The organism is Agrobacterium sp. 22117, assembly GCF_052045735.1.
In the GTDB taxonomy this organism is placed as follows: Bacteria; Pseudomonadota; Alphaproteobacteria; order Rhizobiales; family Rhizobiaceae; genus Agrobacterium; species Agrobacterium cavarae.
Window position 1 is genome coordinate 309213 of record NZ_JBQEPP010000004.1, and the last position, 26163, is coordinate 335375.

Consider the following 26163-nt stretch of genomic DNA (forward strand, 5'->3'; position numbering starts at 1 on the left):
CGAAAATCGATTCCGATTTTCGGAAAGCCCGACGCGTAGATTCAAAAAGTTAGAGCGTCCTTTGTGCGTCCTCCAGGACGCACGGCGCTCTAAGTGGTGGCGGTTTGGCGGCTTTAAGGCCGCGGACCACCACCGTCCCCTCGAGGAGAAGTTCTTATGTTGAGGTTTCTGGTTACTCGCCTTCTGTCCGCAATACCGTTGCTTCTGATCCTGAGCATCGTGACATTTGCGATCATCCAGGCGCCGCCCGGCAACTATGCAGATTATATCCGGTCGCAGCTTATGAATCTCGGAGGCGCGTCCTTCGAGCAGGCCGATGCTCAGGCCAAGGCCTACGCCGTTGCCCACGGGCTCGATAAGCCGCTCGTCATCCAGTATTTCAACTGGATCTGGAACATGGTGTCGAAGGGCGATTTCGGCTACAGCATGTACTACAACCGCCCGGTCGGCGAGATTGTTGCCGAACGCCTGCCGCGCACGCTGATCCTCGCGCTCGTCTGCCACATCCTGGCATCCATCCTCGGCATCAGTTTCGGTATTCTTGCCGCGACACGCCAATATAGCTGGGTGGATACGATCCTCTCCGGCATCGCCTTTCTCGGCATGACCATTCCGCGCTTTCTGATGGCGCTGATCATGGTCTATCTCCTGGTCTTCCACTTCAACATCAGCGAAATCGGCAACTTCTTCTCGCCCCGCTATGGCGGCGCTCCCTGGTCCTGGGACAAGTTCGTCGATCTGGTGAAGCATGTCTGGCCCGTGGTCGCCATCGCCACCTTTGGCGGGCTTGCCTACAATATGCGCGTCATGCGCGGCAATCTGCTCGATACGCTGAATGCGCAATATATCGAGACGGCACGGGCCAAGGGCCTGCGTGAAAGTGCCGTCGTCATGCGCCATGCCGTGCCCAATGCGCTCCATCCGCTCATCATGTATCAGGGCGTGGTTCTGCCCTACATGCTGACCGGCGAAATCGAGGTGGCGATCATTTTCGCGCTGCCGACCGTCGGACCAGCCATCGTTGGTTCCATGCATGTGGGCGATGTCTATGTGACAGCCACCTTCATGCTGGTGCTGGCCGCCACACTGATCGTCGGCAACATCATCGCCGACATGCTGCTGGCAGCGCTTGATCCACGTATTAAACTGGGAGGAGCGTGACCATGTTGGTTCCAGCCGAAACCACAATCGAGCCGACCGTAACGACTGCAACAGCGGGCAACGAAAGCTATCAGGCTCTGGTTTGGCGCCGCTTCCGGCGATCCTTCACCGGCATGCTTGGCCTCGTGCTCGTCTGCGTTCTTCTCATCATGGCAGTCTTCGCGGGCTTCCTAGCCCCCGTCGATCCGATGCTGTCGGAAGACTCCTTCATGCCGCCGGAATCGATTTCGATCCATGACCAGGAAGGCAATCTGGTCATGCCCCGCGTCTATCCGATCGTCGATTCCGAAAAGCTCGATCCCATCACGTTCCAGCCCATCAGCGGACCGGACTATGAGAGCCCCCGGGTCCTCGGCTTCTTCGTGACCGGCTTCGAATACAAGCTCTTCGGCATCATTCCGTCCACAGTCCACTTCTTCGGCTCGACGGATGGCAAGCCAATTCACTTCCTCGGCACGGATAAGCTCGGCCGCGACATTCTCTCCCGCGCCATCTATGGCTCTCGCATCTCGCTGATGATTGCGTTGACCGTCGTCACCATCGTCACCGCTATCGGCACGACCGTCGGCATGGTCTCCGGCTATCTTGGCGGTGCCTTCGACACATGGACGCAGCGATTTGTCGAACTCGTGCTCGCCTTCCCGCAACTGCCGCTTTATCTGGCGCTGACATCGCTGATCCCGGTTACTGCACCCACCAATGTCTTTCTCGGCTTCGTCATCGTCGTCATGTCGGCGCTCGGCTGGGCGCAGATGTCGCGCGAAGTGCGTGGCAAGACGCTCGCACTTGCCCGCATCGAATATGTGAAGGCGGCGATCGCAATCGGGGCAACCGACCGGCGCATCATCTTCCAGCACATTTTCCCGAATGTGATGAGCCATGTGATCGTGGCGGTGACGCTGAACATTCCGACGATCGTGCTTCTGGAGTCCTTCCTTGGCTTCCTTGGCTTTGCGGTGAAGCCGCCGCTCATCTCCTGGGGTTTGATGCTTCAGGATACGGCCAATTATTCGGTTATCGGTTCCTACCCCTGGATCCTCGCACCTGTCGGCTTCGTGCTGGTCACTGTCTTCGCCTTCAATGCGCTGGGCGATGGTCTTCGCGATGCGATCGATCCCTATTGAGCCGAGAAAGAGATCACGATGACACAAAACCTCATCCCCGAACTTCGTCTCGACGCAGCGCTTCATACCGACGAACCGCTTCTCGACGTGCGCCACGCCGGCGTCAACTTCAAGACCGAGCATGGCCAAGTCTCCGCCGTTCAGGATATTTCGTTCCAGCTATACCGCGGCGAGACGATTGCCATCGTCGGTGAATCCGGTTCGGGAAAATCGGTCACGGCACGTCTGGTCATGGGGCTCTTGTCCAAGCGCGCCACGGTCAGTCCCGATACGCGGGTGAAGTTTCGCGGCGAAAACATTCTGAAATATTCGCGCGACAAACGCCGCCTGCTACGCGGCAGCCGGATATCGATGATCTTCCAGGAGCCGATGAGCTCGCTCAATCCGCTCTACTCCATCGGCACGCAGATTGCCGAAGCCATCCGCGCGCATCGCCGGGTCAGCAAGTCGGAGGCGCGCAAGCAGGCTATCGCGCTTCTGGCCGAAGTGCGCATCCCGGATCCGGAACTGAGGATCGATCAATATCCCCACCAGCTATCCGGCGGACAGCGCCAGCGCGTGATGATTGCCATGGCGCTTGCCAACAATCCGGACCTGCTGATCGCCGATGAGCCGACGACCGCGCTCGACGTCACCGTGCAGGCGCAGATCCTCAATCTGCTGCGCGATTTGCAGCAAAAGCACGGCATGGCCGTCGTCCTCATCACGCATGATCTGACGGTGGTGCGGCGCTTCTCCGACTATGTCTATGTCATGCAGAAGGGTCTGCTGCAGGAGCACAATACCACAGCCGCGCTCTTCGAGGCGCCGCAACACCCTTACACGCGCCATCTTCTCGGCTCAGAGCCCCGCGGCCGAGCCAAGCCACTGTCGGACGACCAACCCATCCTGCTCGAAGGCAAGAATGTCCGGGTATCGTTTGGTTTGCGCAGCGGCGGCTTTTTCCGCCCGGTATTTCACGATCTCGTTGCGGTGGATGGCCTGTCGCTTGACCTCAGGCGGCATGAAACACTCGGGCTCGTCGGCGAATCCGGCTCCGGCAAGACGACCTTTGGGCAGGCACTGACACGACTGATCAGCAATGAGGGCGGGGAAATCTTCTTCGACAAGCAGCCGATCCACAACAAGGATCGCGATGGCATGCGCCCCTTACGTTCACGCATGCAGGTGGTGTTTCAGGATCCGTTTTCATCGCTCAATCCCCGCATGACGGTCGGCCAGATCATCGGTGAGGGGCTGGTCGTCAATAATATCGGCGCCAACAGCGCCGAGCGGCTGGATCGCGTGCGAGCGGCTCTCAGAGATGCGGGACTTCCCGACAATGTCACCAATCGCTTTCCGCATGAGTTCTCTGGCGGGCAACGCCAGCGTATCGCCATCGCACGCGCGATCGCGCTGGAGCCCGAGTTCCTGCTGCTCGACGAGCCGACATCGGCGCTCGACCTCTCTGTGCAGGCACAGATCATCGATCTCTTGCGCAAGCTGCAGGATGAGAAGGGCTTGAGCTACCTCTTCATCTCGCACGACCTGAAGGTTGTGCGGGCACTTTGCCACCGCGTCATCGTCATGCAGCGCGGGCAGATCGTGGAGCAGGGGTCCGTCGAGGAAGTCCTATCCAATCCCAAGACCGAATACACGCAGCGGCTGGTCCGGGCTGCGTTCGAAATCGCATAATTTCCGAGAGTGGAGAAAGAAATGACAAGAAATCCCAAGATCGCTTTCATCGGGGCAGGGTCCACGGTGTTCATGAAAAATATCATCGGCGACGTGTTGCAGCGCCCCGCTTTGTCCGGCGCCCGCATTGCGCTGATGGACATCAACCAGCAGCGGCTGGACGAGAGCGCCATCGTCGTCAACAAGCTGATCTCGACGCTCGGCGTCAGCGCCAAGGCGGAAACCTTCACCGATCAAAGAAAGGCGCTGACGGATGCCGATTTTGTCGTCGTCGCCTTCCAGATCGGCGGCTATGAGCCTTGTACCGTCACCGACTTCGAGGTGCCGCGCAAATATGGTCTGCGCCAGACGATTGCCGATACGCTTGGTGTGGGCGGCATCATGCGTGGTCTGCGCACCGTGCCGCACCTCTGGAAGATTTGCGAGGACATGCTGGCGGTCTGCCCGAACGCCATCATGCTGCAATATGTGAACCCCATGGCCATCAACACTTGGGCGATCGCGGAGAAATATCCGACAATCCGCCAGGTGGGTCTCTGCCACTCTGTTCAGGGAACGGCGATGGAACTGGCGCTCGATCTTGATATTCCCTACGAGGAAATTCGCTACCGCTCCGCTGGCATCAACCACATGGCGTTCTTCCTTGAATTCGAACACCGCCAGCCGGATGGCAGCTACAAGAACCTTTACCCGGATCTGGTGCGCGGCTACCGCGAAGGCCGTGCCCCGAAGCCCGGCTGGAACCCACGCTGCCCCAACAAGGTCCGCTACGAGATGCTGACGCGCCTCGGTTACTTCGTCACCGAAAGCTCCGAGCACTTCGCGGAATACACGCCCTATTTCATCAAGGAAGGCCGTGAGGACCTGATCGAGAAATTCGGCATTCCGCTCGATGAATATCCGAAGCGCTGTATCGAGCAGATCGAACGCTGGAAGGGTGAGGCGGCCGCCTATCGCTCGGCCGACAAGATCGAGGTCAAGCAATCGAAAGAATATGCCTCGTCCATCATCAACTCGGTGTGGACCGGCGAGCCTTCGGTAATCTACGGAAACCAGCGCAACAATGGCTGCATCACCTCATTGCCTTATAACTGCGCCGCAGAAGTGCCCTGCCTCGTCGACCATAACGGCGTGCAGCCAACCTTTATCGGCGAATTGCCACCGCAACTGACAGCGCTGATGCGCACCAACATCAACGTCCAGGAACTGACGGTCCGGGCGATGATGAGCGAAAACCGCGAGCACATCTATCACGCGGCGATGATGGATCCGCATACGGCGGCGGAACTCGACCTCGATCAGATCTGGTCGATGGTGGATGACCTTCTCGTCGCCCACCGCGACTGGCTGCCGGAGTGGACACAGGCACGCTGATCCAACAAGGCTTGGCGGCGCTTTTCTCACACTTGCCGCCAGTATGATCGCCGCAATCGTTCGCGGTTGGGACACGCCACTACTCTACGTCTCAGGCACTTTCTCAAGCACATTGGAGATGCCTGAGGCTGCGGGACTGACTGTACCCTACAGCATCGGCCAGAAAATCAGGCTCGATTTTCTGGCCGATGCGTCGATTCAAATAGGTAAGGCGTCCTTCGTGCGCTCCAAAGGACGCGCGGCGCTTCAGAAATCCCAGTCCTCATCCTCTGTGGCGACTGCTTTGCCGATGACATAGGAAGAGCCGGAGCCGGAGAAGAAGTCGTGGTTCTCGTCGGCATTGGGTGACAGCGCCGAAAGGATGGCCGGATTGACCTTGCAGGCCTCCGGCGGAAACAGTGCCTCGTAGCCGAGATTCATCAGCGCCTTGTTGGCATTGTAGTGCAGGAACTTCTTGACGTCCTCGGTCAGGCCGACGCCGTCGTAAAGCGCTTCGGTGTATCGCGCTTCATTGTCATAAAGCTCAAGCAGCAGATCAAAGGCGAAATCCTTGATCTCCTGGCGCGCCGCCTCTGGCAACCGTTCGAGCGCGCGCTGGAACTTATAGCCGATATAGTACCCGTGCACCGCCTCGTCGCGAATGATGAGGCGGATCATGTCTGCCGTATTGGTGAGCTTGGCCCGGCTCGACCAGTACATCGGCAGATAAAAGCCCGAATAGAACAGGAAGCTTTCAAGGAAGACAGACGCTACCTTTTTCTTCAATGGATCGTCAGAGGCATATTGCTCCAGGATCAGGGACGATTTGCGCTGGAGGAACTCGTTTTCTTCCGACCATCGATAAGCATCGTCCACATCGGGCGTAGAGCACAGCGTCGAGAAGATCGACGAATAGGAGCGGGCATGCACGGCCTCCATGAAGGAGATGTTGGAAAGCACCGCCTCTTCATGCGGTGTCGCCACATCTTCCATCAGGCGGACTGACCCGACGCCGTTCTGGATCGTGTCGAGCAGTGTCAGTCCGGTGAAGACGCGGATCGTCAATTGCTGCTCTTCGGCCTTCAGCGTTGCCCAGGACGGGATGTCGTTGGAGAGCGGCACCTTTTCCGGCAGCCAGAAATTGCCCGTCAGTCTGTTCCACACCTCGAGGTCCTTATCGTCCTCAAGGCGGTTCCAGTTGATCGCGCGGATCGCGGTGGCAGCCTTTGGCGCCGTGGTCTTCAGTTGGATGTTCATGGTTGTTACCGAATGATCAGAGGGCGCAGGAGACGCAACCTTGCACTTCCGTGCCGGTCAGCGCCATTTGGCGAAGGCGGATGTAGTAGATCGTCTTGATGCCCTTCTTCCAGGCATAGATCTGGGCGCGGTTGATATCGCGTGTCGTGGCGGTGTCGCGGAAGAACAGGGTCAGCGACAATCCCTGATCCACGTGCTGCGTGGCGGCCGCATAGGTATCGATGATCTTCTCAGGCCCGATCTCGTAGGCGTCCTGGTAGTATTCGAGATTGTCGTTGGTCATGAAGGCAGCCGGATAATAGACGCGGCCGATCTTGCCTTCCTTGCGGATTTCGATCTTCGAGACGATCGGGTGGATGGAGGAGGTCGAGTGGTTGATATAGGAAATCGAGCCGGTCGGCGGCACCGCCTGGAGATTCTGATTGTACAGCCCACCCTCCATCACAGCCTGCTTGAGTACCAGCCAGTCTTCCTGTGTCGGGATGTGAATGCCGGCCCTTTCGAACAGATCGGCAACGCGCGGCGTTGACGGCTTCCATTCCTGTTGCGTGTATTTGTCGAAGTAGTCGCCGCTCGCATATTTGGACTGTTCGAAGCCCTTGAAGCGCTGACCACGCTCTACTGCCAGGCGATTGGAAGCCTTCAGTGCGTGATAGGTCACCGTGTAGAAATAGATATTGGTGAAATCCACGCCTTCTTCGGAGCCATAGAAAATCCGCTCGCGTGCCAGATAGCCATGCAGGTTCATCTGGCCGAGGCCGATCGCGTGGCTCTCTGCGTTGCCCTTGGCGATGGATGGCACGGAGGCGATATGGCTCATGTCCGAGACGGCCGTCAAAGCGCGGATTGCGGTCTCGACCGTCCTGCCGAAATCGTCCGAATCCATCGCCGCTGCGATGTTGAGCGAGCCAAGGTTACAGGAAATATCCTTCCCCGTCGTTTCATAGGACAGGTCGGCCTCATAGGTGCTGGCTTCACTGACCTGAAGAATTTCCGAGCAGAGATTGCTCATGGTGATGCGCCCAGCAATCGGGTTCTCGCGGTTCACCGTGTCCTCGAACATGATGTAGGGATAGCCGCTTTCGAACTGGATTTCGGCCAGCACCTGAAAGAACTCGCGCGCCTTTATCTTCTTTTTGCGGATCCGGCTGTCGGCGACCATCTCCCGGTATTTTTCCGTCACCGAAATTTCGCTGAAGGCAACGCCATAGATGCGTTCCACATCATAGGGTGAGAACAGGTACATATCCTCATTGTTCTTGGCGAGTTCGAAGGTGATATCCGGAACGACGACGCCGAGCGACAGCGTCTTGATGCGGATTTTCTCGTCGGCATTTTCGCGCTTGGTGTCGAGGAAACGCATGATGTCGGGGTGATGGGCATTGAGATAGACGGCGCCTGCACCCTGGCGCGCGCCAAGCTGGTTGGCGTAGGAGAAGGAATCCTCCAGGAGCTTCATCACCGGAATGACACCGGAGGACTGGTTTTCGATCTGTTTGATCGGCGCACCGGCTTCACGAAGATTGGTCAGTGAAAGGGCCACCCCGCCGCCGCGCTTCGAGAGCTGCAATGCCGAGTTGATGCCGCGGGCGATCGACTCCATATTGTCTTCCATGCGCAGCAGGAAGCATGACACGAGCTCTCCGCGCTGCTTCTTGCCCGCATTGAGAAAAGTCGGAGTTGCCGGCTGGAAGCGGCCGGAGATCATCTCATCCACCAGGCCGCGCGCCAGTGTCTCGTCGCCGCGCGCCAGCGTCAGCGCCACCATACAGACGCGGTCCTCGTACCGCTCCAGATACCGTTTTCCGTCGAAGGTTTTCAGCGTATAGGACGTGTAGTATTTGAAAGCCCCGAGGAATGTCGGGAAGCGGAATTTCTTCGCATAGGCATGGTCGAAGAGATCGCGGACGAAGTTGAAGGCGTACTGGTCCAGCACTACCTGCTCGTAATAGCCTTCACTCAAAAGATAATCGAGCTTTTCGCGCAGATTGTGAAAGAACACCGTGTTCTGGTTCACGTGCTGAAGAAAGTACTGGCGCGCTGCCAGCCTGTCCCTGTCCAGCTGAATCCGGCCATCCTCATCGTAAAGGTTCAGCATCGCATTCAGTGCATGGTAATCCAGCACTGCTGCGTCCGACTGCTTCAGGGGCCTCTCGAGTGTCAACGTGTCCAAAATCGTTCCAATCCCTGTCTGACATTGACGACGTCCTCACCCGTCCCCATCAGCTCGAAGCGATAGAGATAGGGCACGCCGCATTTGGCGGAGATGATGTCGCCGGCGATCCCGAAGGTCGCGCCGAAATTGCTATTGCCCGCAGCAATCACGCCGCGAAGGTTTGCTCGATTATTCGCATCGTTGAGGAAGCGAATGACCTGTTTGGGAACCGCGCCCTTGCCGTTCTCGCCGCTATAGGTCGGGACGATGAGGACGAACGGGCTTGGAACATGCAGAGTCACAGCAGCGCTGATCGGGATGCGGCGGGCGGGGGTGTCGAGCTTGGCCACGAAGCGATGCGTGTTTTCCGAGCGCGTCGAGAAGTAGACGATCTCCCCCGCCATAGTCTGCGTCACGATGCAAGCGTGCTGATCATGTCGGGCCGAAAGCCCCCCCAATGCGTCTCGCCGGCAATGACGACCGGCACCTGGCGATAGCCAAGACCGAGCACCCGCTCATAGGCCTGCTCGTCAGTCGAGACATCGACGATCGTGTAGTCGAGACCCTGACGATCGAGTGCGCGCGTCGTCGCAGTGCATTGAACGCAAGCGGGCTTGCTGTAGACGGTGATGCTCATTTTGATCCTCGTTGGAAAAAGGCATGGGAAATCGCTCTCGCGCCGCGGGGCGCGTGACGGTTTAAAAACAGGGTTGAACGCAAAGCCGAGGCCTGCCGGACAGTGCTGTGGCATGGCTTAGTAGCAAAAGCGCCGAACGCTTCTGTGCACCATGCCTCAGACGCCGGTTACTCCAACGGATAAAAGACTGAACTCGTAATCATAGGACTTCACCCCGAAGTGGCTCTACGCGGAGGCATGGGGGAAGCGAGACGCACAGGGTCATCCCGTACGCATTCGCGACCTTCCGGGCACCCCGCCGGTGGACGTATTTACTCAAGGCAGGTCTCCTGGCTCGCGGGTCGTCACATTCATCTCGCCTTCCCGAAACCTTATGTTTCAGTGGCTGCTGAGAGAATGCTCGCCGCTTACAGTTGCGGGGGCAGCTGCGGCATTGCTCCACCATTGCTGGCTTCGCGCACCGTATTCCCATCTTCGCTTCCGACAGAATCGGAAGAACCTTGAATACCAGATATAGTATGCATTTCGTTCAGTGCGTCAATAGGCTGTTGCAACGACGCGAACTGGGCTGATCTTGATATCAACAGGAAAAATCCCGACACCATAATATGAAGCAAACGGTCTTGTTTTGTGCAAGGAGAGGTGATTATAGGCGCAGGCATTGTGCGGCGGGAGCCGCGTTCAACAGGATCTTGGGTGATGATGAAGCGTCTTTTTGCGGCTGTGGGATTTTGTGCATTTGCGGGGTTTGCGGCAACCCCGGCGACGGCCGCGACGACCTATCCTCTGACGATCGAAAACTGCGGCGCCACGGTCACCTTCAACAAGGCGCCTGAGCGTGCCGTGGCACTCGGTCAGAACAGCGCCGAGATCATGCTGCTGCTTGGTCTTCAGGACAAGATGGTCGGCACTGCCTTCTGGCCGAACAAGGTTCTGCCGCAGGTCGCCGAGGCTAACGCCAAGGTCAAGGTTCTGACCGTCGAGTTTCCGACCTTCGAATCCATCCTGGCACAGAACCCGGACTTTGTGACCGCCGCCTTGCCGACACTCGTCGGCCCCACCAGCAAGGTGGCGAAGCGCGAAGATTTCGACAAGCTTGGCATCTCCACCTATCTTTCGCCCAGCATGTGCGCGCTGGACGACATGTCCAAAGACAAGTCCGGTTATGGCAATCGCTCCAAACTCTGGAACATGGAGACGCTGTATAAGGAGATCGATGATCTCTCGCAGATCTTTGACGTGGCCGACAAGGGGCAGGCCGTCATCGCCGACCTGAAGAAGCGCGAAGCTGCATTGCGTGCTGATGCGGCGAAGGATGGCAAGAAGCTTTCCTATGTCTTCTGGTTCTCCAGCCCGTCGCCGTCGGCTGACGCCTATCTCGGCGGCAAGAACAGCCCATCGGGCTATATCGCCGATCTGTTGGGCGGCACCAATGCCATTACCACCGAAACCGAATCTCCGGCCATTGGTTGGGAAACGATCATTGCCGCCGATCCCGACGTGATCGTCGTGACGCAGGTCGACCGCAATCGCTGGGAACTCGACAAGGCAGATGCAAAGATCAAGTTCCTGAATAGCGATCCTGCCACCAGCCAGATGAATGCCGTCAAGAACAAGGCGCTCGTCATCATGCCGGCGCAGGCGATGAACCCAAGCGTTCAGACGATCTACGGCGCCGAGCAGATTGCTCGGCAGTTGAAGACCCTCGGCCTGAAGTGAGTTCGGTGGCGGCGAAGGATCGATCAGGTAGCGGGATGCGGCGGCTTGTTGCCTCCGTAGCGCTCTATCTTGCGTGCTTCGCGACGATTGCCCTCGTGGTCGGCATCAGTGTCGGGATTGGCGATCTACCAATTCCGCTCTCTACCACCTATGCCGCCATCACCAACAAGCTCGGCTGGACGTCGGTCGAGATCAGCCGCATCCATGAGGCAGTGATCTGGGAGTACAGGCTGAGCCGCGCTCTCGTGGCCGTCTTCTGCGGCGCGGGCCTCGCCATGTGCGGCGCCATCATGCAGGCCATGCTGCGCAATCCGCTGGCTGAGCCCTATGTTCTCGGCATTTCCGCTGGCGCCTCGACCGGTGCCGTAGCCGTCGTCATTCTCGGGATCGGTGCCGGCGCAGTGTCGCTGTCTCTGGGTGCCTTCGTCGGCGCCTTTGCGGCATTCTTCCTGGTTGCCATTCTGTCCAATGGGGCGCGCGGTGGCGCAGACAGAACGATCTTGGCGGGTGTTGCAGCCGCTCAGCTTTTTAATGCCGCCACATCCTATGTGGTCACCACTTCCGGCAATGCCCAGCAGGCCCGCGACGTGATGTTCTGGCTTCTCGGCAGCTTCGGTGGCGTGCGTTGGCCGGATGTCGGTCTCGTGTCCATCGTCGTCGGTCTCGGTCTGATCTGCTGCCTCTTCCATGCGCGCGTGCTGGATGCCTTTGCCTTCGGCGATGAGGCGGCCGCCTCACTCGGTGTCAATGTCGGGCGCACGCGCATCATTCTCTTTGCGCTGACCGCAGTCATCACCGCCACCATCGTCAGTATGGTGGGGACGATCGGCTTTGTCGGTCTCGTGGTTCCGCATGCAGCACGTTTCGTCGTCGGGCCGCTGCACGCACGGCTCTTGCCGGCCTGCGCCATCACCGGGGCGATCTTCATGGTGCTCGCCGATATCGCCTCGCGCACGCTTGTGCCGCAGCAGGTTCTGCCCATCGGCGTGGTGACGGCTCTGGTCGGAGTGCCGTTCTTCTCCGTCATCCTCTACAGGCTGCAACGCGCGTCATGAGTATCACAGCGGACAATCTGGTGTGGAAGGTCGGCGCAAAGACGATCGTGGATGGCATTTCCTTCACGGTCGAGCCCGGCAAGATGCTTGGACTTCTCGGCCCGAATGGCTCCGGCAAGACATCGCTGCTTCGCCTGCTCAGTGGGTTGAAGAAACCCCATTCAGGCCAGGTGCTGCTGGACGGCAAGGATATCAGGACGATCCGCCGCAAGTCTCTTGCACAGCGTATCGCCTTCATCGAGCAGCACGCCACGACGAACGTCAATCTGAAGGTCATCGACGTCGTCAAGCTGGGACGCTTTCCCCACAAGTCAATGTTCTCAGGCTGGACGCGGGAAGACGATGCGGCTGTGAATGAAGCGCTTGAGCGCACAGAGATGACCGCCAAACGCAACGATGCCTGGCAGAGCCTCTCGGGCGGTGAGAAGCAGCGTGCTCATCTTGCCCGCGCCTTGGCGCAGTCGCCGAAGGAACTCATTCTCGATGAGCCCACCAATCATCTGGACGTCCACCACCAGATCAGCCTTCTGCGCCTCGTATCTGGGCTTCCGGTCACCAGCATCATCGCGCTCCATGATCTCAACCATGCTGCCATGTACTGCGATCACCTGATCGTGCTGCAGACCGGCAAGATCGTGGCGTCAGGAACGCCTGAAGAGGTGATGACGCAGGATCTGTTGCGGAACGTCTTTTCGGTCGAAGCCGTCGTCGAGACCTCGCGCTTCCACGCCAAGCCACATATCCAGTTTCTTCGATAGAACATCGCGTCTGAATGTGTGGCAGCAACCACCCATCTACGGTCCAGGGACACTTGTGAAAACCATCAGCGAAAACCAGACGCTTGGCATTGGCCTTCGGGTTCTCTCGGGATTTCTTTTTGCAGCCATGTCGATCTGCATCAAGGCGACCTCGGGTGAGGTGCCTGTCGGCCAGATCGTCTTCTTCCGCTCGGCATTTGCGCTGATCCCGCTCGTGATCTTTCTATGGTGGCGCAACGAATTTCCGCGTGGGTTGGCGACGCGACGCCCTTTTGGCCATTTGCTGCGCTCCAGTCTTGGGGCTGCTGCGATGTTTGCGTCCTTCGCCTCCATTGCGCGCCTGCCCCTGGCGGAGGCAACGCTTCTCACCTACCTCTCGCCGACCTTCACCAGTGTTGCTGGTGTGGTGCTTCTCTCCGAACGGCTGACCAAGTGGCGTGTGGGTGGTGTGCTTTTCGGGCTTGCCGGGGTGGTGACGCTGGTGTGGCCGGAGATCGGTCACGGCGTCATGGATGACGCGCGAATGTGGGGTTATATCCTCGGTCTGCTGATGGGGGTGCTGACCTCCTTCGCCCTGATCATGGTGCGCAGTCTCAGCAGAACGGAACATCCGGGCGCGATCGCCTTCTACTTCGTCATTGCCTCGATGATTGGCGGTCTCTTCACCGTGCCTTTCGGCTGGGTGATGCCGGACCCCATAGGTTTCTCACTTCTCATTCTCGCCGGCCTTTTCGGTGGCTTTGCGCATATCGCCATGACGATGGCCTTTCGACACGCCGAAGCATCCTTGCTGGCGCCGTTTGAATATCTCGCCATCCTGTGGCCGATCCTGGCGGACTTGCTGATCTTCAACTCGCTGCTCTCCAGTACTTTCATCACCGCCCTGCCGCTGATCCTCGTCGGTACAGCGCTGGCCGCCATGGAAGGAAGACGCAGGCGTATTCAATCATAGATTGTGTGTCGCCATCTTGCGTTATTGGCTCTGATCGAGGACGTGCGGTGAAGGGTATTCGGGACGCATGTCGTTATCGCAAAACCGCTGCACGGTTTTGCTTAAACCGTGCTCTAATCCCAACGGTAGAAGGGCTCTTTTCCCCATCGGGCATCCTGCTATAAAAGATGCTTCGAACCGTCAGATTCTCGTTCCGTTCATTAAGTTTTCTCTAATTCAACCGCTGTGTGTACGCTGGCGTACAGCAACGATGACCTTCCCCCCTGCATTATGAACTGTATCCACGGAGGGGAATATGGACATGCAAAACGCCAGCACCGCATCCGAATTGGTTGTCACCGAGGACCAGCTTGCCGAATTGAGAATGGGCATTGCCGATCTCAGCCCGGCGCTCTCTGCTTTCGCCCGCCGTTTTGTTCGGACGGAGGGAGAGGTTGACGATCTCGTCCAGGAAACGATTCTAAGGGCGCTTCGCGCCGTTCATCGGTTCACGCCGGGGACCGCGTTGAAGTCTTGGCTGTTTACTATTATGCGCAACACATTCTGCACCCGTTATAAGGTCGCTCAGCGAGAGCGCATCGGCCTGCCTGCGGGTGTGGAGAAAATGATGTCCACGCCCCCGAGCCAAGAATGGCGCCTCGAACATCAACAGGTCATGCGCGCTATAGGCGATCTGGATTCAGACCAGAAGAAGGCTCTGCTCCTGATCGCGGACGGTACCAGCTACTCCGACGCTGCCGATCTATGCGGGTGTCGTATCGGCACCATCAAGAGCCGTGTCAGCCGCGCTCGCGAAGCTTTGCGCCGCGACCTTTACTAACGCGTTCCGCCACGTTGCCATGTCTTTCATGGCCCATTCCTGCATCTCAGGGGTGGGCCAAAATTTCATGTAGGCTTTCAATCATCTCCTCGGTTTTCACAAGCGTCAACTGGACCGCGAAACGGCCTCGCAGCAGTGCCAGCGATGCATCGTGGGTTTCGTCCTGCCCACTGCAGACCGCATCTTCGATCAGGAAGACGCGGTAGCCGAGATCGATTGCGCCCAGAACCGCTGCGAGGACGCATACATCGGTTTCTCCACCCGAGATAACGACAGTGCCGACATCCCGTTTGCTCAGATAGTGGTGCAGTCTTCCATCGGTCCACGGAGAGTACGTATATTTGCTAAAGTCTACGGCCGGCGGCATGAAGGCTGCAAGCTCCGGAATAACTTCGGTCAATTCACGGCGAATATGATCGCCCGTCATCATCCACCATTTGCGGTAATAAGACTGCCATTGACCGTGGGCGGCCTTCGCATTGGCAGGCGGGACAAAGCGGGTGAAGATGGTTTGTTGTGGCCACTGCTGAACCAGCCGGCTCACATTGCCGAGGATCTTTGGCATCCAGTTCACCTGCCACGGTGTCTCTTCCGAAAACATCCGCTGCATGTCGATGCACAGGTGCCGCCAATTGTCAGTATTCGTATCGATGTAAGCCATCGTCCAACCGCCCCAGATATATAGTCTTCTTTGCGGCTGCTAACCTCAAGGGACGGGCGAGGTTCCGGATTTTGAAGCGGTGGATCGCGTCAACCGTAGCGAAGCATATCAAGACGGTAGCGGAAGTGCAGCGACGCCAAACGGGTCATTTTTTCCGCGTCGACGATTCCCCGATCATACATCCGAAGCACGTAGCGGGCCACGTCTGCGGTGTCGGGACCGATTGGTTCCCACTGCTCGGAAAGCACGCCATTATATGCGGTTTGGACGACGCGCATATCATCGTTTAAAAAAACGCCCTGGCTTTGATGTTCATATTGAAAACACATCATATCTTCCGAGCAGTACCAACCCGGCCTATGCTTGAGGAAAGAAGAATGCCTCAAAGTATAGGACGGTACCTGAAGGCCGTAAACGTCCGGAAGCGTACCCAATAGAGCGATTTATGGCGCGATTTGAACGCGACTACAGGTAGTCGTCGATGATAAGTGCTTGCCCGTTCAGCATCATGTCTTGATTAGTCAAGAATAGTCAGGGCAGAGCGGAACGGAACGACCTGCAGCGGTCTCCCTATCTCATCGCAAATCTCGATTCGCCGCGACGAAATATCCTTTCCTTCCAAAATAGCTTCGCTCATCAAAGCACGCGCATCTTCGATCGCGGAGATATAGGCAGCGTCCATGTCCTTCAATTCGCTACCCTCGGGATCGATAACGCGTGCTTCAGACGTCAGCACATGGAAGTAATATTTCTGCATTCTTCTGGTCCGGCAGCGGATTGGTGTCTCACGATTTATGTTAGCGTTTACGTAATTACGCCGCTGCCGTCCGGTCGGATCACCTCTGGTATTGAACATCCTCCCTTTCATGCTGTCATTGATTATCTTTTGTCTTCAGCGCGTCACCGATATTGCGTTTTTCAGGATCCTTCAAATTTTCGCCGACGGCATCCCTGTCGGTTTCCGGGTCATCTGTCGCTGGCATGTAGCCTCGTGGCTTTTGGGGTGTGGGGCCTTCCCAGCGTGGCCACTGGTCGGTCGTACCGGCCGGGCCGGTGGAGGGCGTGTCTTTGGTCATATCATTCTCCTTTCAGGCTGCCCCAACCCGGGTGCGCCAAGAGGGTTCCGCAGTTTGCTTTTTCCAACCGGGGAACATGCCGTGGCAGTTACGGTTAGGGCGGTCCCGACAAAAGGAGATCGAAGAGATGAAGTTTCTCATTGCAGCACTCGCCGTAACAGCCGCCATTGCAGGCCCCGCAGCAGCGCAATCCGCGGCCGAGAAGACGGGTATCAACTCGGTCATGGGTGTGGCGCCGTCGACGGAGGATTTCGTTCAGCAGGCGTCAGCAAGCGATATGTTCGAAATCGAGTCCAGCAAGCTTGCGCTTCAAAAAGGCAACGACAAGACCAAAGGCTTTGCCCAGCAGATGATCGACGATCACGAAAAGACCTCGCTGGAAATGAAGCAGCTGATCGAGTCAGGTAAGGTAAAGGCCACGCCATCAACGACGCTCGCGTCGTCACAAGCGGATATGTTGGAAGGTTTGAAGGAACTGAATGGTGCCGAATTCGATGAGCGGTATATCGACGATCAGGTGACGGCGCATGAGAATGCTGTCGACCTATTCAAGCGTTATTCCGAAGGCGGCGATCATGGTGAGTTGAAGACCTGGGCGGCGAGCACGCTTCCAGCCCTTCAGCATCACCTTGAGATGGTCAAGGGAATGCAGAAGTAGAGAGACGCCCTCGGCTTCAGTTGACGCCGATCTTGCGGCTGGCTTTTGCCAGCGTCAGGATCAGGCGTCGATATTCCTTTTCCGGCAGTCCATAGCTGTTTCCCGCAACACGTCTGATAGGCTCCGCATCCCGAATTTCGATCACTCCTCGGGACGCCTTTATCGCATGCATCCCCTCCAGAATATGAAGTTCGTTTGTCACGCCGGCGCGACGTGTTCCGAGACAGCTTGCGATGAAGTCATGGGTGAAGGGAAGCACACCAGACGGCATGCGGTCGCGGCACATCAACAGCCATCGGGCAACCCGCACGTTTAAACGATGGCTGAGACAGGATACTGAAAGCTGCGCCAGTTGAAGCTCACGGCAATAGGCGTAGCGCTCTAGCATTTGCTGGAGGGTGCGGTGGTGGCTCACGACGGCGTGGAACTCACGGACTGACAGTCTCAGTGCCGCGCCGTCCGTCGCCATCACGGTCCTGTACGGTGTTGAGGCGGCCGCTGAGACCGCATGGCCTCCAATCAATCCTTCAAAGCCGGTTTGTAGAATCTCTACATCACGTCCGTCCGTCATTGTGAGAAGGTTTGACGCTATTCCCGTCTCGATAAAGAAAACATGGGTGGTCTTTTCGCCAGCCCTGATGAGCACGGTTCATGAGGGTAGGTTAACCTGCTGCAGGGCGCCGCGTAAAGAACCGAAGCTTGACTCGCTCGCGGCATTGAGAAGCGTGTTTCGAATGAGGTATCCCGCGGATGTCATCGTCAACTCCCTGAACACCAACATTTTTTGATGACGTGGGCCCATCTCGGTACACTGTATACTAATTAGATAATTATCATATGAATAGGGCGTTTGCCGCGGGTCAATTTCTGTACGGTAGATGACATTGTATTGCTCAAAGGTTTCAACAGTTTAGTGTCCCTCAAACGTCCTGTGGACGATCGAAGGGAATGACGACTTCAATGGATACCGAACAGAACTCTGTACGCAACAAACTGTTGAAAGCTTTGCGTCCGGATGATTACGAACTGCTGCGCCCGAGCATGCAGATCGTCAAGCTTAACGTCCATGAAGTGATAGAGCAGCCGCGTGTCCCGATCGAACGGGTCATTTTTTTCGAAACGGGTCTCGCTTCCGTCATCGGTCATCTATCCAGTGGGAAAAGCATCGAGGTCGGGCTGACAGGTCGTGAAGGCATGTCGGGCTCCGCCATCGTACTCGGTAGTACAGAAGCAACGCACCGCACACTTGTTCAAGTGGGCGGCTACGGGATCGCCGTTTCGTCCTCCGCTATCGTCGATGCCATGAGAGTCAGCGATACCTTGCGTGATGTATTCCTGACCTACATCCACACATTGCTCACTCAGACTGCGTCGACGGTCGTCGCCAATGGTCTATCAAAACTCGACAAACGTCTCGCGCGCTGGTTGCTGATGATCCATGACCGGATCGATGGCGCAACGGTGGCGATGACCCACGAGTTCCTTGCCCTTGTTCTTGGAGTGAGACGTCCTGGCGTTACTGTCGCGCTTCATATTCTTGAAGGAAAAGGCCTGATCCGGGCCTCCCGGGGGCAGATTACCATCATCAATCGGCAAGGGCTGGAGTTGGAAGCCGGTGGCTCATATGGCCAAGCAGAGAGCGAATACAATCGCCTCATGACCGATATACTCGCAAGGCAAGTATCTTAGTACCACATTGCTTTCACGCCGATGCAGACTACTTGTACTAAAATGAGACAAACTGCTGATTTCACGGAAATGTGACGTCATTTTCACCCTATATTAGGCCTCACTTATACATTGGTGTTTCAAAACAGAATCCTCTAATATACACTCTTAAATGGCATCTTTGATGCTGATGTGGAGTGAGTATCGTGTGTGAGGAGGAAAAATCATGACAAGACTGAGTAGTGTTTTGTTGGTGAGCGCATGTCTGGCGCTTCCGATCAATGCGCATGCCTTGGACGTCAGTGTGGGCGGAGTTAGCGCAAGTGTCGGCGGCAATGGTAGCGGCGGCTTGGGTGTCGGTGCTTCTGTCGGAGGAAGCGGCGGGATCAACGCCGGAGCCAGCGTCGGAGGCCGTTCGGGAGGTGGCCTTGGCGCAGACGTCAACGCTTCGGTTGGTGGAAGCAGAGGCGTGAACGCCAATACCAGTGCGACGGTCGGAGGCCGGAGCATTGCAAATGCGGATGTGAACACGTCAGTCGGCGGAAGCCGCGGATTGAATGCTTCGGTCGGAGCGACTGTCGGAGGCGCGAGAGCCCTGGACGTCGATCTTGGTATCGGTGTCGGCACCGGTCCTGGAAGACCGAACCCTGGAACGGTCAACCCCGGCACCAACCCGTCACTGCCGGCCAACGGCATTATCCGTGCCTACAACGATATGTCGCGCACAGAGCAGCTTCGCCTGGCGAAGCGTTGCGTCGATATCATGAGGGGCGGCTATGAGGCAGATCTCGTGAAGCTCTGTCGGATCATCCGCACCGCCTCGCGGTAAAGCAAAGTCGCGAAAGGGGCCGTCCGCAATCGAGGCGGCCCCCGCGCTCTTGCTCAACCCGCAGAGCGGGTATCGGCCGTCGCAGGGCGCAAAAGTGCGGAGGCGCGAAAGCGGGCAAAGACCCGGTCATGCTCTTCCTCGGACAGGCCGTAAATATCGCCGGCATATTCTTCCAGGGCGTCCCGATTGCGAATGGTAATCTTGGCTCTTTCGGAGCGAATGAACCCCCTGCCTTCGAGAAAATGCAGGGCATCTGTCACGCTCGGTCGCCGGACTGCCAGCATCAGCGACAAAAATTCGTGGGTCAGATGAAGCTGGTTGCCGTCCACCCGGTTGTGGCAGACGAGAATCCACCGTGCCAGCCGTTGGCTGACGGGCTGCGTAGTATTGGATAGCAGCGTGCACTCGATCTGAGTGCGCAGCGCATGCGATGCGCAGGTCAGCAGTTGCTCAAGAATTCGATGACGATTGCGCAGAGCCTGGAACGCGGTGATCTCCAAAACTATCGCCTGTCCTGGGACCTGCATGATGACTTGCGTAAAGCTTGTCTCCGCATCGACCAGTGCGCCTGACGGCACATAACCTTCCCGCCCGACAATGCCGGATTCCGTCACCTTGCCGGAGCGCGATTGAACGAGGACCGAGGCGATGCCGCTGCAGATGAAAAAGACCTTTTCAATCTTCTCGCCTGCTTTGATAAGGATTTCGCCGGCAGGCAGATCGACAGCCACGGCACGCCTCAGGAGCTCTGAGCGAATGTCATCCGGCAGGAACGAGATCAATTGGTTCTGGCCTGCAAGTTTCTCGTGTTCCTCAGTCATTCTGCTTCCTCTCGCGGCACAATTGTTCGGCAATGGCGCAGATTTTCAAGCCACCAGGGTGAGAATGCTTGAGCGGAAGAAAAGTTCTGTACTCGCGACTCTTCGTATTCGCGGTCAGCCAAGTCGCTTTAGCAGAGGTCCAGCCATAGAATGCCTGAAAACACATAAGCCGTGCTGAAGAGCGCCGCGCCCGCCGTGTAGCGCGTCACGGAGAGCATCGTTCCGCTCATGGACGAGGAGATTTTCTCTGCACTCAGCGCAACGAAGACGGTTATCGCTATGGTGAGGGTGGTGGCAGCGAACAACAAAATGAGAAGCGCTCTCAGCGAAGAGATTGGGCCGATCGCCATGTCCTGCCATCCCAGCGAGCAGCCGGTGGCCTGAGCGCCATATAGAAGGAGAAAGCCGAGGCTCCAGCCCGTGAAGGGCAGCAGAAGGGCGATGGCCAGCGCATATCGCATCAGCTTCCTCCACCCTGCAGAAGCGACAGAAGAGAGGGATAGACAGCCACGATCGTAGTCGTTGCGGCCACATATCTGTTCCAAAGTCCCGCGATCAGCAGATCGACCAGCCTGTTTTCGGTGACGTAGCCGGTCCGGATTCTCCAGATGCAAAACGCAGACAACAGCCCGCCGATACCCATGTGAATGAGCCCGTAGATATTGACGGCGTAAATCACGGCATCCGAGGCGTGAAACTCCGTTCCATATGTCCTGACGAGGTCCACCAAGAGCAATGCCATCGCGATGCCGTATAGAGCCATGCTTGCAAGGCGCAGGAATGGCGCGCGCAGAAGAGCTTTCGCGGGCAGTGAGCCAAGCACAGAAGCTGCTATCGCGATAACGCAGGCCAAGAGCGTCCAGATGGATGAGACTGAGGAGGAGCGAAGGTTCTCCCAGCCGGGCGCCGAGACCCAGAGGAACAGGCCCCCAAAGAGAAGCGAAGTGAAGAGTGTGGCGGTGACCAGCAATGTCAGGCGCATCGCCATGAGCGAGGGGGGATCTCCACTTTCAAAATGCGGTGGCAAGACCAACCCTTTGCCCGCGTAAAGTTCACTGCCTGTGGTCTGCACGGCCTCATTCGGCGTCCATCTGAGGAAGAGAAGGATCACCGCCAGAAGTGCTATGGGCGCGATCACGTAGAGCTTTGCGAGCAAGGAGACGAAGAACAGCCCTGTCGCCAGGGCCGTGATGAGCGGAAGATAGGTTTGGCGTGGCAGGATAATGATCTGGTTGGGCCGAGCCTGAACGGCGCTTACCCCCAGCGTTTCCATCCAGCCATTGCGAGTGAAGCCAAGATAGCCATCGCCTGCCGCAAGGCGTGAGCCAAGGCGGTTGATGTCAAGCCTGTCTGCCCGTTTGTCGACAGATGGCAGGGCGGCGAAGTTGTAGGATGGCGGCGGTGTCGGCATAGCCCATTCAAGTGTGCCGGCGTTCCAGGGATTGCGCCGGAACGGACGGCCAAAGAAAAACACCAGAAAGAGATCGATTGCGGCCAGCACGAAACCCATCGCCATGATGAAGCTGCCGATGGACGACATCAGGTTCAGCCATTCCCACGGCGACTCTGCCGGGTAGGTATCGACCCTGCGCGGCATGCCGAGGAGACCTGTCAGATGCATCATGAAGAAGGTCAGGTTGAAGCCGATAAAGATCATCCAGAAGGCTGCGTGCGACATATGCTGAATGGGCTGGCGACCGGAGATGTGAGGCACCCAGTAATAGGCGCCTGCCAGCATCGGGAACAGGAAGCCGCCGACAAGCACGTAGTGGAGGTGGGCGACGACGAAATGCGTGTCATGCGCCTGCTGATCGAAGGGTACCATCGCCAGCATCACGCCAGTCAAGCCGCCGATGACGAAGACGAAGAAGAATCCGAAAATGTGCAGCATCGGGATGGTAAAGGATGGCCGGCCTTGGCTTAGCGTCGCGATCCACGCAAAGATTTGGATTGCTGTCGGCACCGCAACAAGGGCACTCGCCGCCGAGAAGAACGACAAGGCCACATGCGGGATGCCCGTCGTATACATGTGATGGACCCAAAGCCCAAAGGACAGGAAGGCCATCGACAGGATTCCGGCGATGATGATCTTGTATCCCGTAAGCGTCGTGCGGGCGAGCACGGGCAGGATGGTGGAGATGACGCCGGCTGCAGGCAGAAAGATGATATAGACTTCCGGGTGGCCGAACAGCCAGAACAGGTGCTGCCACAAGAGCGGATCGCCCCCACGGGTCGGATCGAAGAAGGGCAGGCCGAAGGCGCGTTCCGCTTCCAGCAGGATCGAGCCCAGGATCAGCGGCGGAAAGCCAATCACCATCATGCCCGCCACCACCAGCATGTACCAGGCAAAGATCGGCATCCGGTCGAGCGACATGCCGGGCGCGCGCATCTTGAGGATCGTCACGACAATCTCGATCGCGGCCGTCATCGCCGAAATTTCGACGAAGGTGATGCCGAGCAACCATACGTCGGCGTTGATGCCGGGGCTGTAGGTGGAGGAACTGAGCGGCGTATACATGAACCAGCCGCCATTCGGCGCGACGCCGGCCAGGAGCGCGATGATCAGCATGCTGCCGCCAAAGAGGTAGCACCAGTATCCGTAAGCGGAGAGACGCGGAAAGGCGAGGTCGCGGGCGCCGAGCAGTTTGGGCAGCAGATAGATCGCTAGTCCCTCGAAAAATGGGATGGCGAAGAGGAACATCATGATGGTCCCATGCATGGTGAAGACTTGCGCATACTCTGCCGCATCGAGGAAGCGGCTTTCGGATGTCGCAAGCTGCGTGCGGATCAGCATGCCGAGAAAGCCGCCGATCCCGAAGAAGACGAGGGCGGTGAGCATGAAACGTGCGCCGATAATGTTGTGATTGACGGCGGCGAGGCGGCACCAGCCTTTGCCTGTGCCCCAGATGGCTTCCAGTTCCCGATGCAGGCGAATGGGTGAAATCTTTTGCGTCACGTCGATCCCTGTGCATCTGGAAGTGTTTCTATCACCCGCCGATAGTCGTCCGGCTCATGGGCGATCACGCTGAAAGTCATGGCGCTATGGCCGGTGCCGCAATATTCGGCGCAGATCCCGCCAAATGTGCCGGCCTTGTCCGCCTTCAGCCGTATGCGCGTCTCATGGCCTGGAATGGCATCGATCTTGCCGGCAAGGCGCGGCACCCAGAAACTGTGGATCACATCGGTGCTGGAAACGACGATCTCGACCGTCTGTCCAGCCGGGATATGGAGGACATTGCGACTACCAGGACCGGTGTTAGCCGCACTATAGCGAACATCCCAGTTCCACATGCTGGCCTGGACACGAATGACGTCGGCGGGTGCATCTGCTCTCGCGCCGAACAGAGCTTCGCCCTGGAGGAAGGCTGCACCCAGAAGTGCCGTCAAAACGGGGATGGGCATGACGATCCCGCCGCCGATAATCCAGCGCGAAGCAGGGACGTGTGACAGCTTTCGAGAAAAGGCGCTCAGGAAGAAAAGGCCGAGCACAAGAGCGAATAGGACGGCCGATCCGAAGAGCATGATCCACCACAGTTGCGCCACGGCGCTTGAGGCGGGTCCCGCAGGATCGAGTGTGGAAAGATCGCCGGAACAGCCGGCCAGCATCAACGGCAGGGTGGTCGTCGTCGCGATTGCGCGGAACCTCTGCCCGGGCCCGCTGGTTGTCGGAGAAAGAGGAGACGTGTTTTGGATACACCGCCGAAGAAAAACCCGGTCATCTCCAAGCTCGAGGAAAAGGATGCGAGTTCGGCCGTTGCCGTTGCTGGCCATCCCCTTCATGCAATGACGGTGCATTTCCCGATTGCGCTTGTCTTCGGGACGCTCGGTGCGGACATCATGTACTGGTGGGGCGCTGATCCATTCTGGCTGCGTGTCGGGCTGTGGACGACGGGCATTGCGTTCTTCAGCGCCATTGCGGCCGGTTTGATCGGCTCGGCCGAGCTCTTTCTCGTTCCAGGCATCCGCGCGCGTGTTGCAAGCTGGGCGCATGCAGTGGCTGGCATGTCGCTGATTGCGGTTTGCGGGGCCAATTGGGGCGGTCGCTATTTTTCCAGCATTGAGGTCCTGCCCCACGGCCTTGTCCTGTCGCTGATCGCGTCGGGGTTGACGGGGCTGGCTGGCTGGCATGGCGGTAAGTTGATTTTCGATCATGGCGTCGGTCTCATGGTATCGCCCAAGGACTGATCGACCGTGCGATCTCTTTCAGCCCGCCAGCCTCGATCGGAATTATGTCGAGGCTCCAATCCGGTTTGGCGAGAACGACGAAAAAGATGCCGAGCACGGTCGCGGCGGTCAGCACGGTGGCGCCGATGAAGCGCCACACGGGATAGACCTCTCCCTCGTTGAAAAGACGAATGATGACGAGCCCAGTGACGATGTGCACTGTCACCATCACGCCGATGAGCCCAAGCTTGATGGTGAACCAGAGCGTGAAAGTGTGCTGAAAGAAAATCAGGGCTGTGCCGGTCAGGATCGAGACGAAGGCCGCTGGCGACGCGACGACGACGTAGCAGAAGCGCACGAGGCGCTGGAGCGCGTAAAGAGCGGATCGATTGCCGACATGCGCGCGTTGGACGTAAAGCGCAGGCAGACTGAGAAGTGTCGCGGCCCAGATGGAGATCGCTGCGATATGGATGAATTTCAGCAGTATCACCATTGCCAGCTGCCCTTGCCATCCCGGCTAGCGACACCGCGATAAAGGCGCATCAATGCCACGATGAGATAGGGTAGCAGGCCCACCGTCCACATGATGACGCCGGCAAGCTGCTGGTCCTGAAGCGGCTCGAGGCCGAAGGCCTGTGTCGTATCGAGATGTGCGGCGAAAAGCGGCGCGCGCGAGAGCGTCAGGATCGCCGCAAGCATGCCCATCTGCGCAACGGTCGCAAGAGCCAGGGCAACGGCAGTGAAGATACTGGTTCTCGGAGACAGCAGGATCGCCCATAGCCAGATGGCACTGGCAAGAAGGCCTGCCTGCATGATCCAATAGGGGATCATGCCATTAAGAGCGAAGGCATAGCCCGGCGGAATATGCCAGAACCAGAAGATCAAAGTGTGAAAGATGAACGCCATTTCCGGTGGCAGGCGGCTGGAAACAGCGCTTCTCGTCCGGAAGACCGTGGTGAGAAGCGGAGCAAGCACTGTCATCAAGATGAAGTGATGGGTCACCCGCACGGAAAACAGCGCTGTGGTCAGAGCGCAAAGTGGTGAAATCAAGAGCAGGGTGGATACGGCGAAAACGGCCGTCGCAATCCATATCCGGTGTCTATGAAGCGAAAGCGCCGACAGCATCGTGAGCGCGACGACGACCGCCAGAGCAAACGGGTCGAAGTTCCAAGCACCCCAGACTTGCGATGGCAGCGGCGCAGGACCGCAATAAGGAACTGGTTGGTTCACCCCAAAAATCCGTCCACCCTCCATTGAAGCGACGCAGAAGCATCAGGGGTCGAACGCCGGAGGGTGGCTGAGGTTCCGACGTTGTCTTTTAAGATGAGGGGGTGCTTTCGTCCTCATCCTGGAACGGAGGGTCAATCAGAGGCTCTATGCTTGATCTCGTCTTTGCGCGGCGCTTTCCTGTCGCCGCGGGGCATGGGTGGCTTCGCTCTGATGCGTCCTTTGGTTCTTGAGTGAGCGGCGGCTCATCTCGTCCTTCAGCTTCTGCATTGCCAGATGACGGCTTGGGTAGACCTTCGTCAGCATGCCATTGTGCAGCACAGCCCAACCGCGCTCATGGGGCATCAATACCGTGTCATTGCTCATGATTTTTTCCTCCCGATAGGCTCACATT

General features: G+C 57.9%; 29 protein-coding genes and 1 riboswitch. Of the genes, 13 read left to right on the plus strand and 16 right to left on the minus strand.

All coding sequences use genetic code 11. The annotated features are described in order from the left end of the window. Positions 1 to 156: 156 nt before the first annotated feature. From ACTJKV_RS13440 to ACTJKV_RS13455, 4 genes are read left to right on the plus strand one after another with little or no spacing between them, the layout of a single operon-like run. A complete protein-coding gene (locus ACTJKV_RS13440) occupies positions 157 to 1161 on the plus strand; it encodes an ABC transporter permease (protein WP_062423691.1) in 1005 nt (334 codons plus the stop codon). A 2-nt stretch (positions 1162 to 1163) separates the two neighbouring features. Beyond that, a complete protein-coding gene (locus tag ACTJKV_RS13445) occupies positions 1164 to 2285 on the plus strand; it encodes an ABC transporter permease (RefSeq protein ID WP_111847312.1) in 1122 nt (373 codons plus the stop codon). Positions 2286 to 2303: 18 nt separating this feature from the next. Further along, positions 2304 to 3959, plus strand: a complete 1656-nt coding sequence (locus ACTJKV_RS13450; RefSeq protein ID WP_111847313.1) for an ABC transporter ATP-binding protein — start codon at positions 2304 to 2306, stop codon at positions 3957 to 3959. A 21-nt stretch (positions 3960 to 3980) separates the two neighbouring features. Beyond that, positions 3981 to 5333: an alpha-glucosidase/alpha-galactosidase gene (locus tag ACTJKV_RS13455; protein WP_111847314.1), complete on the plus strand. Its 1353-nt coding sequence runs from the start codon at positions 3981 to 3983 to the stop codon at positions 5331 to 5333. Positions 5334 to 5579: 246 nt separating this feature from the next. Here the strand turns inward: ACTJKV_RS13455 and nrdF are convergent, their stop codons facing one another. Genes nrdF through nrdH form a run of 4 tightly spaced genes read right to left on the minus strand, consistent with a single transcriptional unit; the run spans position 5580 to position 9361 of the window. Next, positions 5580 to 6569 (minus strand): class 1b ribonucleoside-diphosphate reductase subunit beta, encoded by a 990-nt coding sequence (nrdF, locus tag ACTJKV_RS13460; protein ID WP_111847315.1) that lies wholly within the window; start codon positions 6567 to 6569, stop codon positions 5580 to 5582. Positions 6570 to 6585: 16 nt separating this feature from the next. Continuing rightward, entirely contained in the window at positions 6586 to 8742 is a 2157-nt protein-coding gene (gene nrdE / locus ACTJKV_RS13465) for a class 1b ribonucleoside-diphosphate reductase subunit alpha (protein ID WP_111847316.1), read from the minus strand. Further along, positions 8730 to 9128, minus strand: a complete 399-nt coding sequence (gene nrdI / locus ACTJKV_RS13470) for a class Ib ribonucleoside-diphosphate reductase assembly flavoprotein NrdI (protein WP_111847317.1) — start codon at positions 9126 to 9128, stop codon at positions 8730 to 8732. Before nrdI ends, nrdE begins: the two co-directional genes overlap by 13 nt. An 8-nt stretch (positions 9129 to 9136) precedes the next feature. Next, a complete protein-coding gene (gene nrdH, locus ACTJKV_RS13475; RefSeq protein WP_062423697.1) occupies positions 9137 to 9361 on the minus strand; it encodes a glutaredoxin-like protein NrdH in 225 nt (74 codons plus the stop codon). A 302-nt stretch (positions 9362 to 9663) separates the two neighbouring features. Further along, positions 9664 to 9879, minus strand: a riboswitch (cobalamin riboswitch). A gap of 181 nt (positions 9880 to 10060) precedes the next feature. Here nrdH and ACTJKV_RS13480 point away from each other — a divergent pair. The 5 genes from ACTJKV_RS13480 to ACTJKV_RS13500 all read left to right on the plus strand — a co-directional run bounded on the left by ACTJKV_RS13480 (position 10061) and on the right by ACTJKV_RS13500 (position 14665). Next, entirely contained in the window at positions 10061 to 11080 is a 1020-nt protein-coding gene (locus tag ACTJKV_RS13480; protein ID WP_113226612.1) for an ABC transporter substrate-binding protein, read from the plus strand. 35 nt (positions 11081 to 11115) lie between these two features. Next, positions 11116 to 12135 (plus strand): FecCD family ABC transporter permease, encoded by a 1020-nt coding sequence (locus ACTJKV_RS13485; RefSeq protein ID WP_112358978.1) that lies wholly within the window; start codon positions 11116 to 11118, stop codon positions 12133 to 12135. Continuing rightward, complete coding sequence (locus tag ACTJKV_RS13490; RefSeq protein WP_113226613.1) at positions 12132 to 12893, plus strand: ABC transporter ATP-binding protein; 762 nt, start codon at positions 12132 to 12134, stop codon at positions 12891 to 12893. The genes ACTJKV_RS13485 and ACTJKV_RS13490 overlap by 4 nt, the downstream gene beginning before the upstream one ends. A gap of 55 nt (positions 12894 to 12948) precedes the next feature. Next, a complete protein-coding gene (locus ACTJKV_RS13495; RefSeq protein ID WP_113226614.1) occupies positions 12949 to 13845 on the plus strand; it encodes a DMT family transporter in 897 nt (298 codons plus the stop codon). A 301-nt stretch (positions 13846 to 14146) separates the two neighbouring features. Next, positions 14147 to 14665: a sigma-70 family RNA polymerase sigma factor gene (locus ACTJKV_RS13500; protein WP_062424532.1), complete on the plus strand. Its 519-nt coding sequence runs from the start codon at positions 14147 to 14149 to the stop codon at positions 14663 to 14665. A 46-nt stretch (positions 14666 to 14711) separates the two neighbouring features. On the opposite strand, the gene ACTJKV_RS13505 is transcribed toward ACTJKV_RS13500, so the two are convergent. The 4 genes from ACTJKV_RS13505 to ACTJKV_RS13520 all read right to left on the minus strand — a co-directional run bounded on the left by ACTJKV_RS13505 (position 14712) and on the right by ACTJKV_RS13520 (position 16402). Next, positions 14712 to 15326, minus strand: a complete 615-nt coding sequence (locus tag ACTJKV_RS13505) for an isochorismatase family cysteine hydrolase (RefSeq protein WP_113179915.1) — start codon at positions 15324 to 15326, stop codon at positions 14712 to 14714. 89 nt (positions 15327 to 15415) lie between these two features. Continuing rightward, positions 15416 to 15655 (minus strand): hypothetical protein, encoded by a 240-nt coding sequence (locus ACTJKV_RS13510; protein WP_440598853.1) that lies wholly within the window; start codon positions 15653 to 15655, stop codon positions 15416 to 15418. 188 nt (positions 15656 to 15843) lie between these two features. Further along, entirely contained in the window at positions 15844 to 16182 is a 339-nt protein-coding gene (locus ACTJKV_RS13515; protein WP_440598854.1) for a DUF6894 family protein, read from the minus strand. 16 nt (positions 16183 to 16198) lie between these two features. Further along, positions 16199 to 16402: a hypothetical protein gene (locus ACTJKV_RS13520; RefSeq protein ID WP_113179917.1), complete on the minus strand. Its 204-nt coding sequence runs from the start codon at positions 16400 to 16402 to the stop codon at positions 16199 to 16201. A gap of 127 nt (positions 16403 to 16529) precedes the next feature. Between ACTJKV_RS13520 and ACTJKV_RS13525 the strand changes: the two genes are divergently transcribed. Next, the gene (locus ACTJKV_RS13525) at positions 16530 to 17060 is read left to right on the plus strand and encodes a DUF4142 domain-containing protein (RefSeq protein ID WP_113226617.1); all 531 of its coding nucleotides are present in this window, start codon (positions 16530 to 16532) and stop codon (positions 17058 to 17060) included. A gap of 16 nt (positions 17061 to 17076) precedes the next feature. Here ACTJKV_RS13525 and ACTJKV_RS13530 read toward each other — a convergent pair whose 3' ends face one another. Next, positions 17077 to 17529, minus strand: a complete 453-nt coding sequence (locus ACTJKV_RS13530; protein ID WP_440598855.1) for a Crp/Fnr family transcriptional regulator — start codon at positions 17527 to 17529, stop codon at positions 17077 to 17079. Positions 17530 to 18020: 491 nt separating this feature from the next. On the opposite strand from ACTJKV_RS13530, the gene ACTJKV_RS13535 reads away from it, so the two are divergent. Beyond that, on the plus strand, positions 18021 to 18749 hold the full coding sequence (locus tag ACTJKV_RS13535; RefSeq protein ID WP_062423702.1) for a Crp/Fnr family transcriptional regulator: 729 nt from the start codon (positions 18021 to 18023) through the stop codon (positions 18747 to 18749). Between the two features lie 205 nt (positions 18750 to 18954). After that, a complete protein-coding gene (locus tag ACTJKV_RS13540) occupies positions 18955 to 19557 on the plus strand; it encodes a polysaccharide biosynthesis GNAT family N-acetyltransferase UppQ (protein WP_440598856.1) in 603 nt (200 codons plus the stop codon). Between the two features lie 53 nt (positions 19558 to 19610). Here ACTJKV_RS13540 and ACTJKV_RS13545 read toward each other — a convergent pair whose 3' ends face one another. From ACTJKV_RS13545 to coxB, 4 genes are all read right to left on the minus strand, one after another. Further along, positions 19611 to 20378, minus strand: coding sequence for a Crp/Fnr family transcriptional regulator (locus ACTJKV_RS13545; RefSeq protein WP_440598857.1), 768 nt, complete (start codon positions 20376 to 20378; stop codon positions 19611 to 19613). A gap of 128 nt (positions 20379 to 20506) precedes the next feature. Further along, a complete protein-coding gene (locus ACTJKV_RS13550) occupies positions 20507 to 20839 on the minus strand; it encodes a hypothetical protein (RefSeq protein WP_440598858.1) in 333 nt (110 codons plus the stop codon). Next, on the minus strand, positions 20839 to 23334 hold the full coding sequence (gene ctaD, locus ACTJKV_RS13555) for a cytochrome c oxidase subunit I (RefSeq protein ID WP_440598859.1): 2496 nt from the start codon (positions 23332 to 23334) through the stop codon (positions 20839 to 20841). The genes ACTJKV_RS13550 and ctaD overlap by 1 nt, the downstream gene beginning before the upstream one ends. After that, complete coding sequence (gene coxB / locus ACTJKV_RS13560) at positions 23331 to 23984, minus strand: cytochrome c oxidase subunit II (protein ID WP_062443914.1); 654 nt, start codon at positions 23982 to 23984, stop codon at positions 23331 to 23333. Before coxB ends, ctaD begins: the two co-directional genes overlap by 4 nt. Positions 23985 to 24065: 81 nt before the next feature. On the opposite strand from coxB, the gene ACTJKV_RS13565 reads away from it, so the two are divergent. Beyond that, positions 24066 to 24563 carry a DUF2231 domain-containing protein gene (locus tag ACTJKV_RS13565; RefSeq protein WP_062423707.1) on the plus strand — a complete coding sequence of 166 codons (498 nt, stop codon included), beginning with the start codon at positions 24066 to 24068 and terminating at the stop codon, positions 24561 to 24563. On the opposite strand, the gene ACTJKV_RS13570 is transcribed toward ACTJKV_RS13565, so the two are convergent. From ACTJKV_RS13570 to ACTJKV_RS13580, 3 genes are all read right to left on the minus strand, one after another. Next, complete coding sequence (locus ACTJKV_RS13570) at positions 24541 to 25035, minus strand: CopD family protein (RefSeq protein WP_440598860.1); 495 nt, start codon at positions 25033 to 25035, stop codon at positions 24541 to 24543. The genes ACTJKV_RS13565 and ACTJKV_RS13570 overlap by 23 nt on opposite strands. Beyond that, positions 25029 to 25772: a cytochrome c oxidase assembly protein gene (locus ACTJKV_RS13575; protein WP_440598861.1), complete on the minus strand. Its 744-nt coding sequence runs from the start codon at positions 25770 to 25772 to the stop codon at positions 25029 to 25031. The genes ACTJKV_RS13570 and ACTJKV_RS13575 overlap by 7 nt, the downstream gene beginning before the upstream one ends. Positions 25773 to 25916: 144 nt before the next feature. Further along, positions 25917 to 26135 carry a hypothetical protein gene (locus ACTJKV_RS13580; RefSeq protein WP_440598862.1) on the minus strand — a complete coding sequence of 73 codons (219 nt, stop codon included), beginning with the start codon at positions 26133 to 26135 and terminating at the stop codon, positions 25917 to 25919. Positions 26136 to 26163 lie beyond the last annotated feature (28 nt).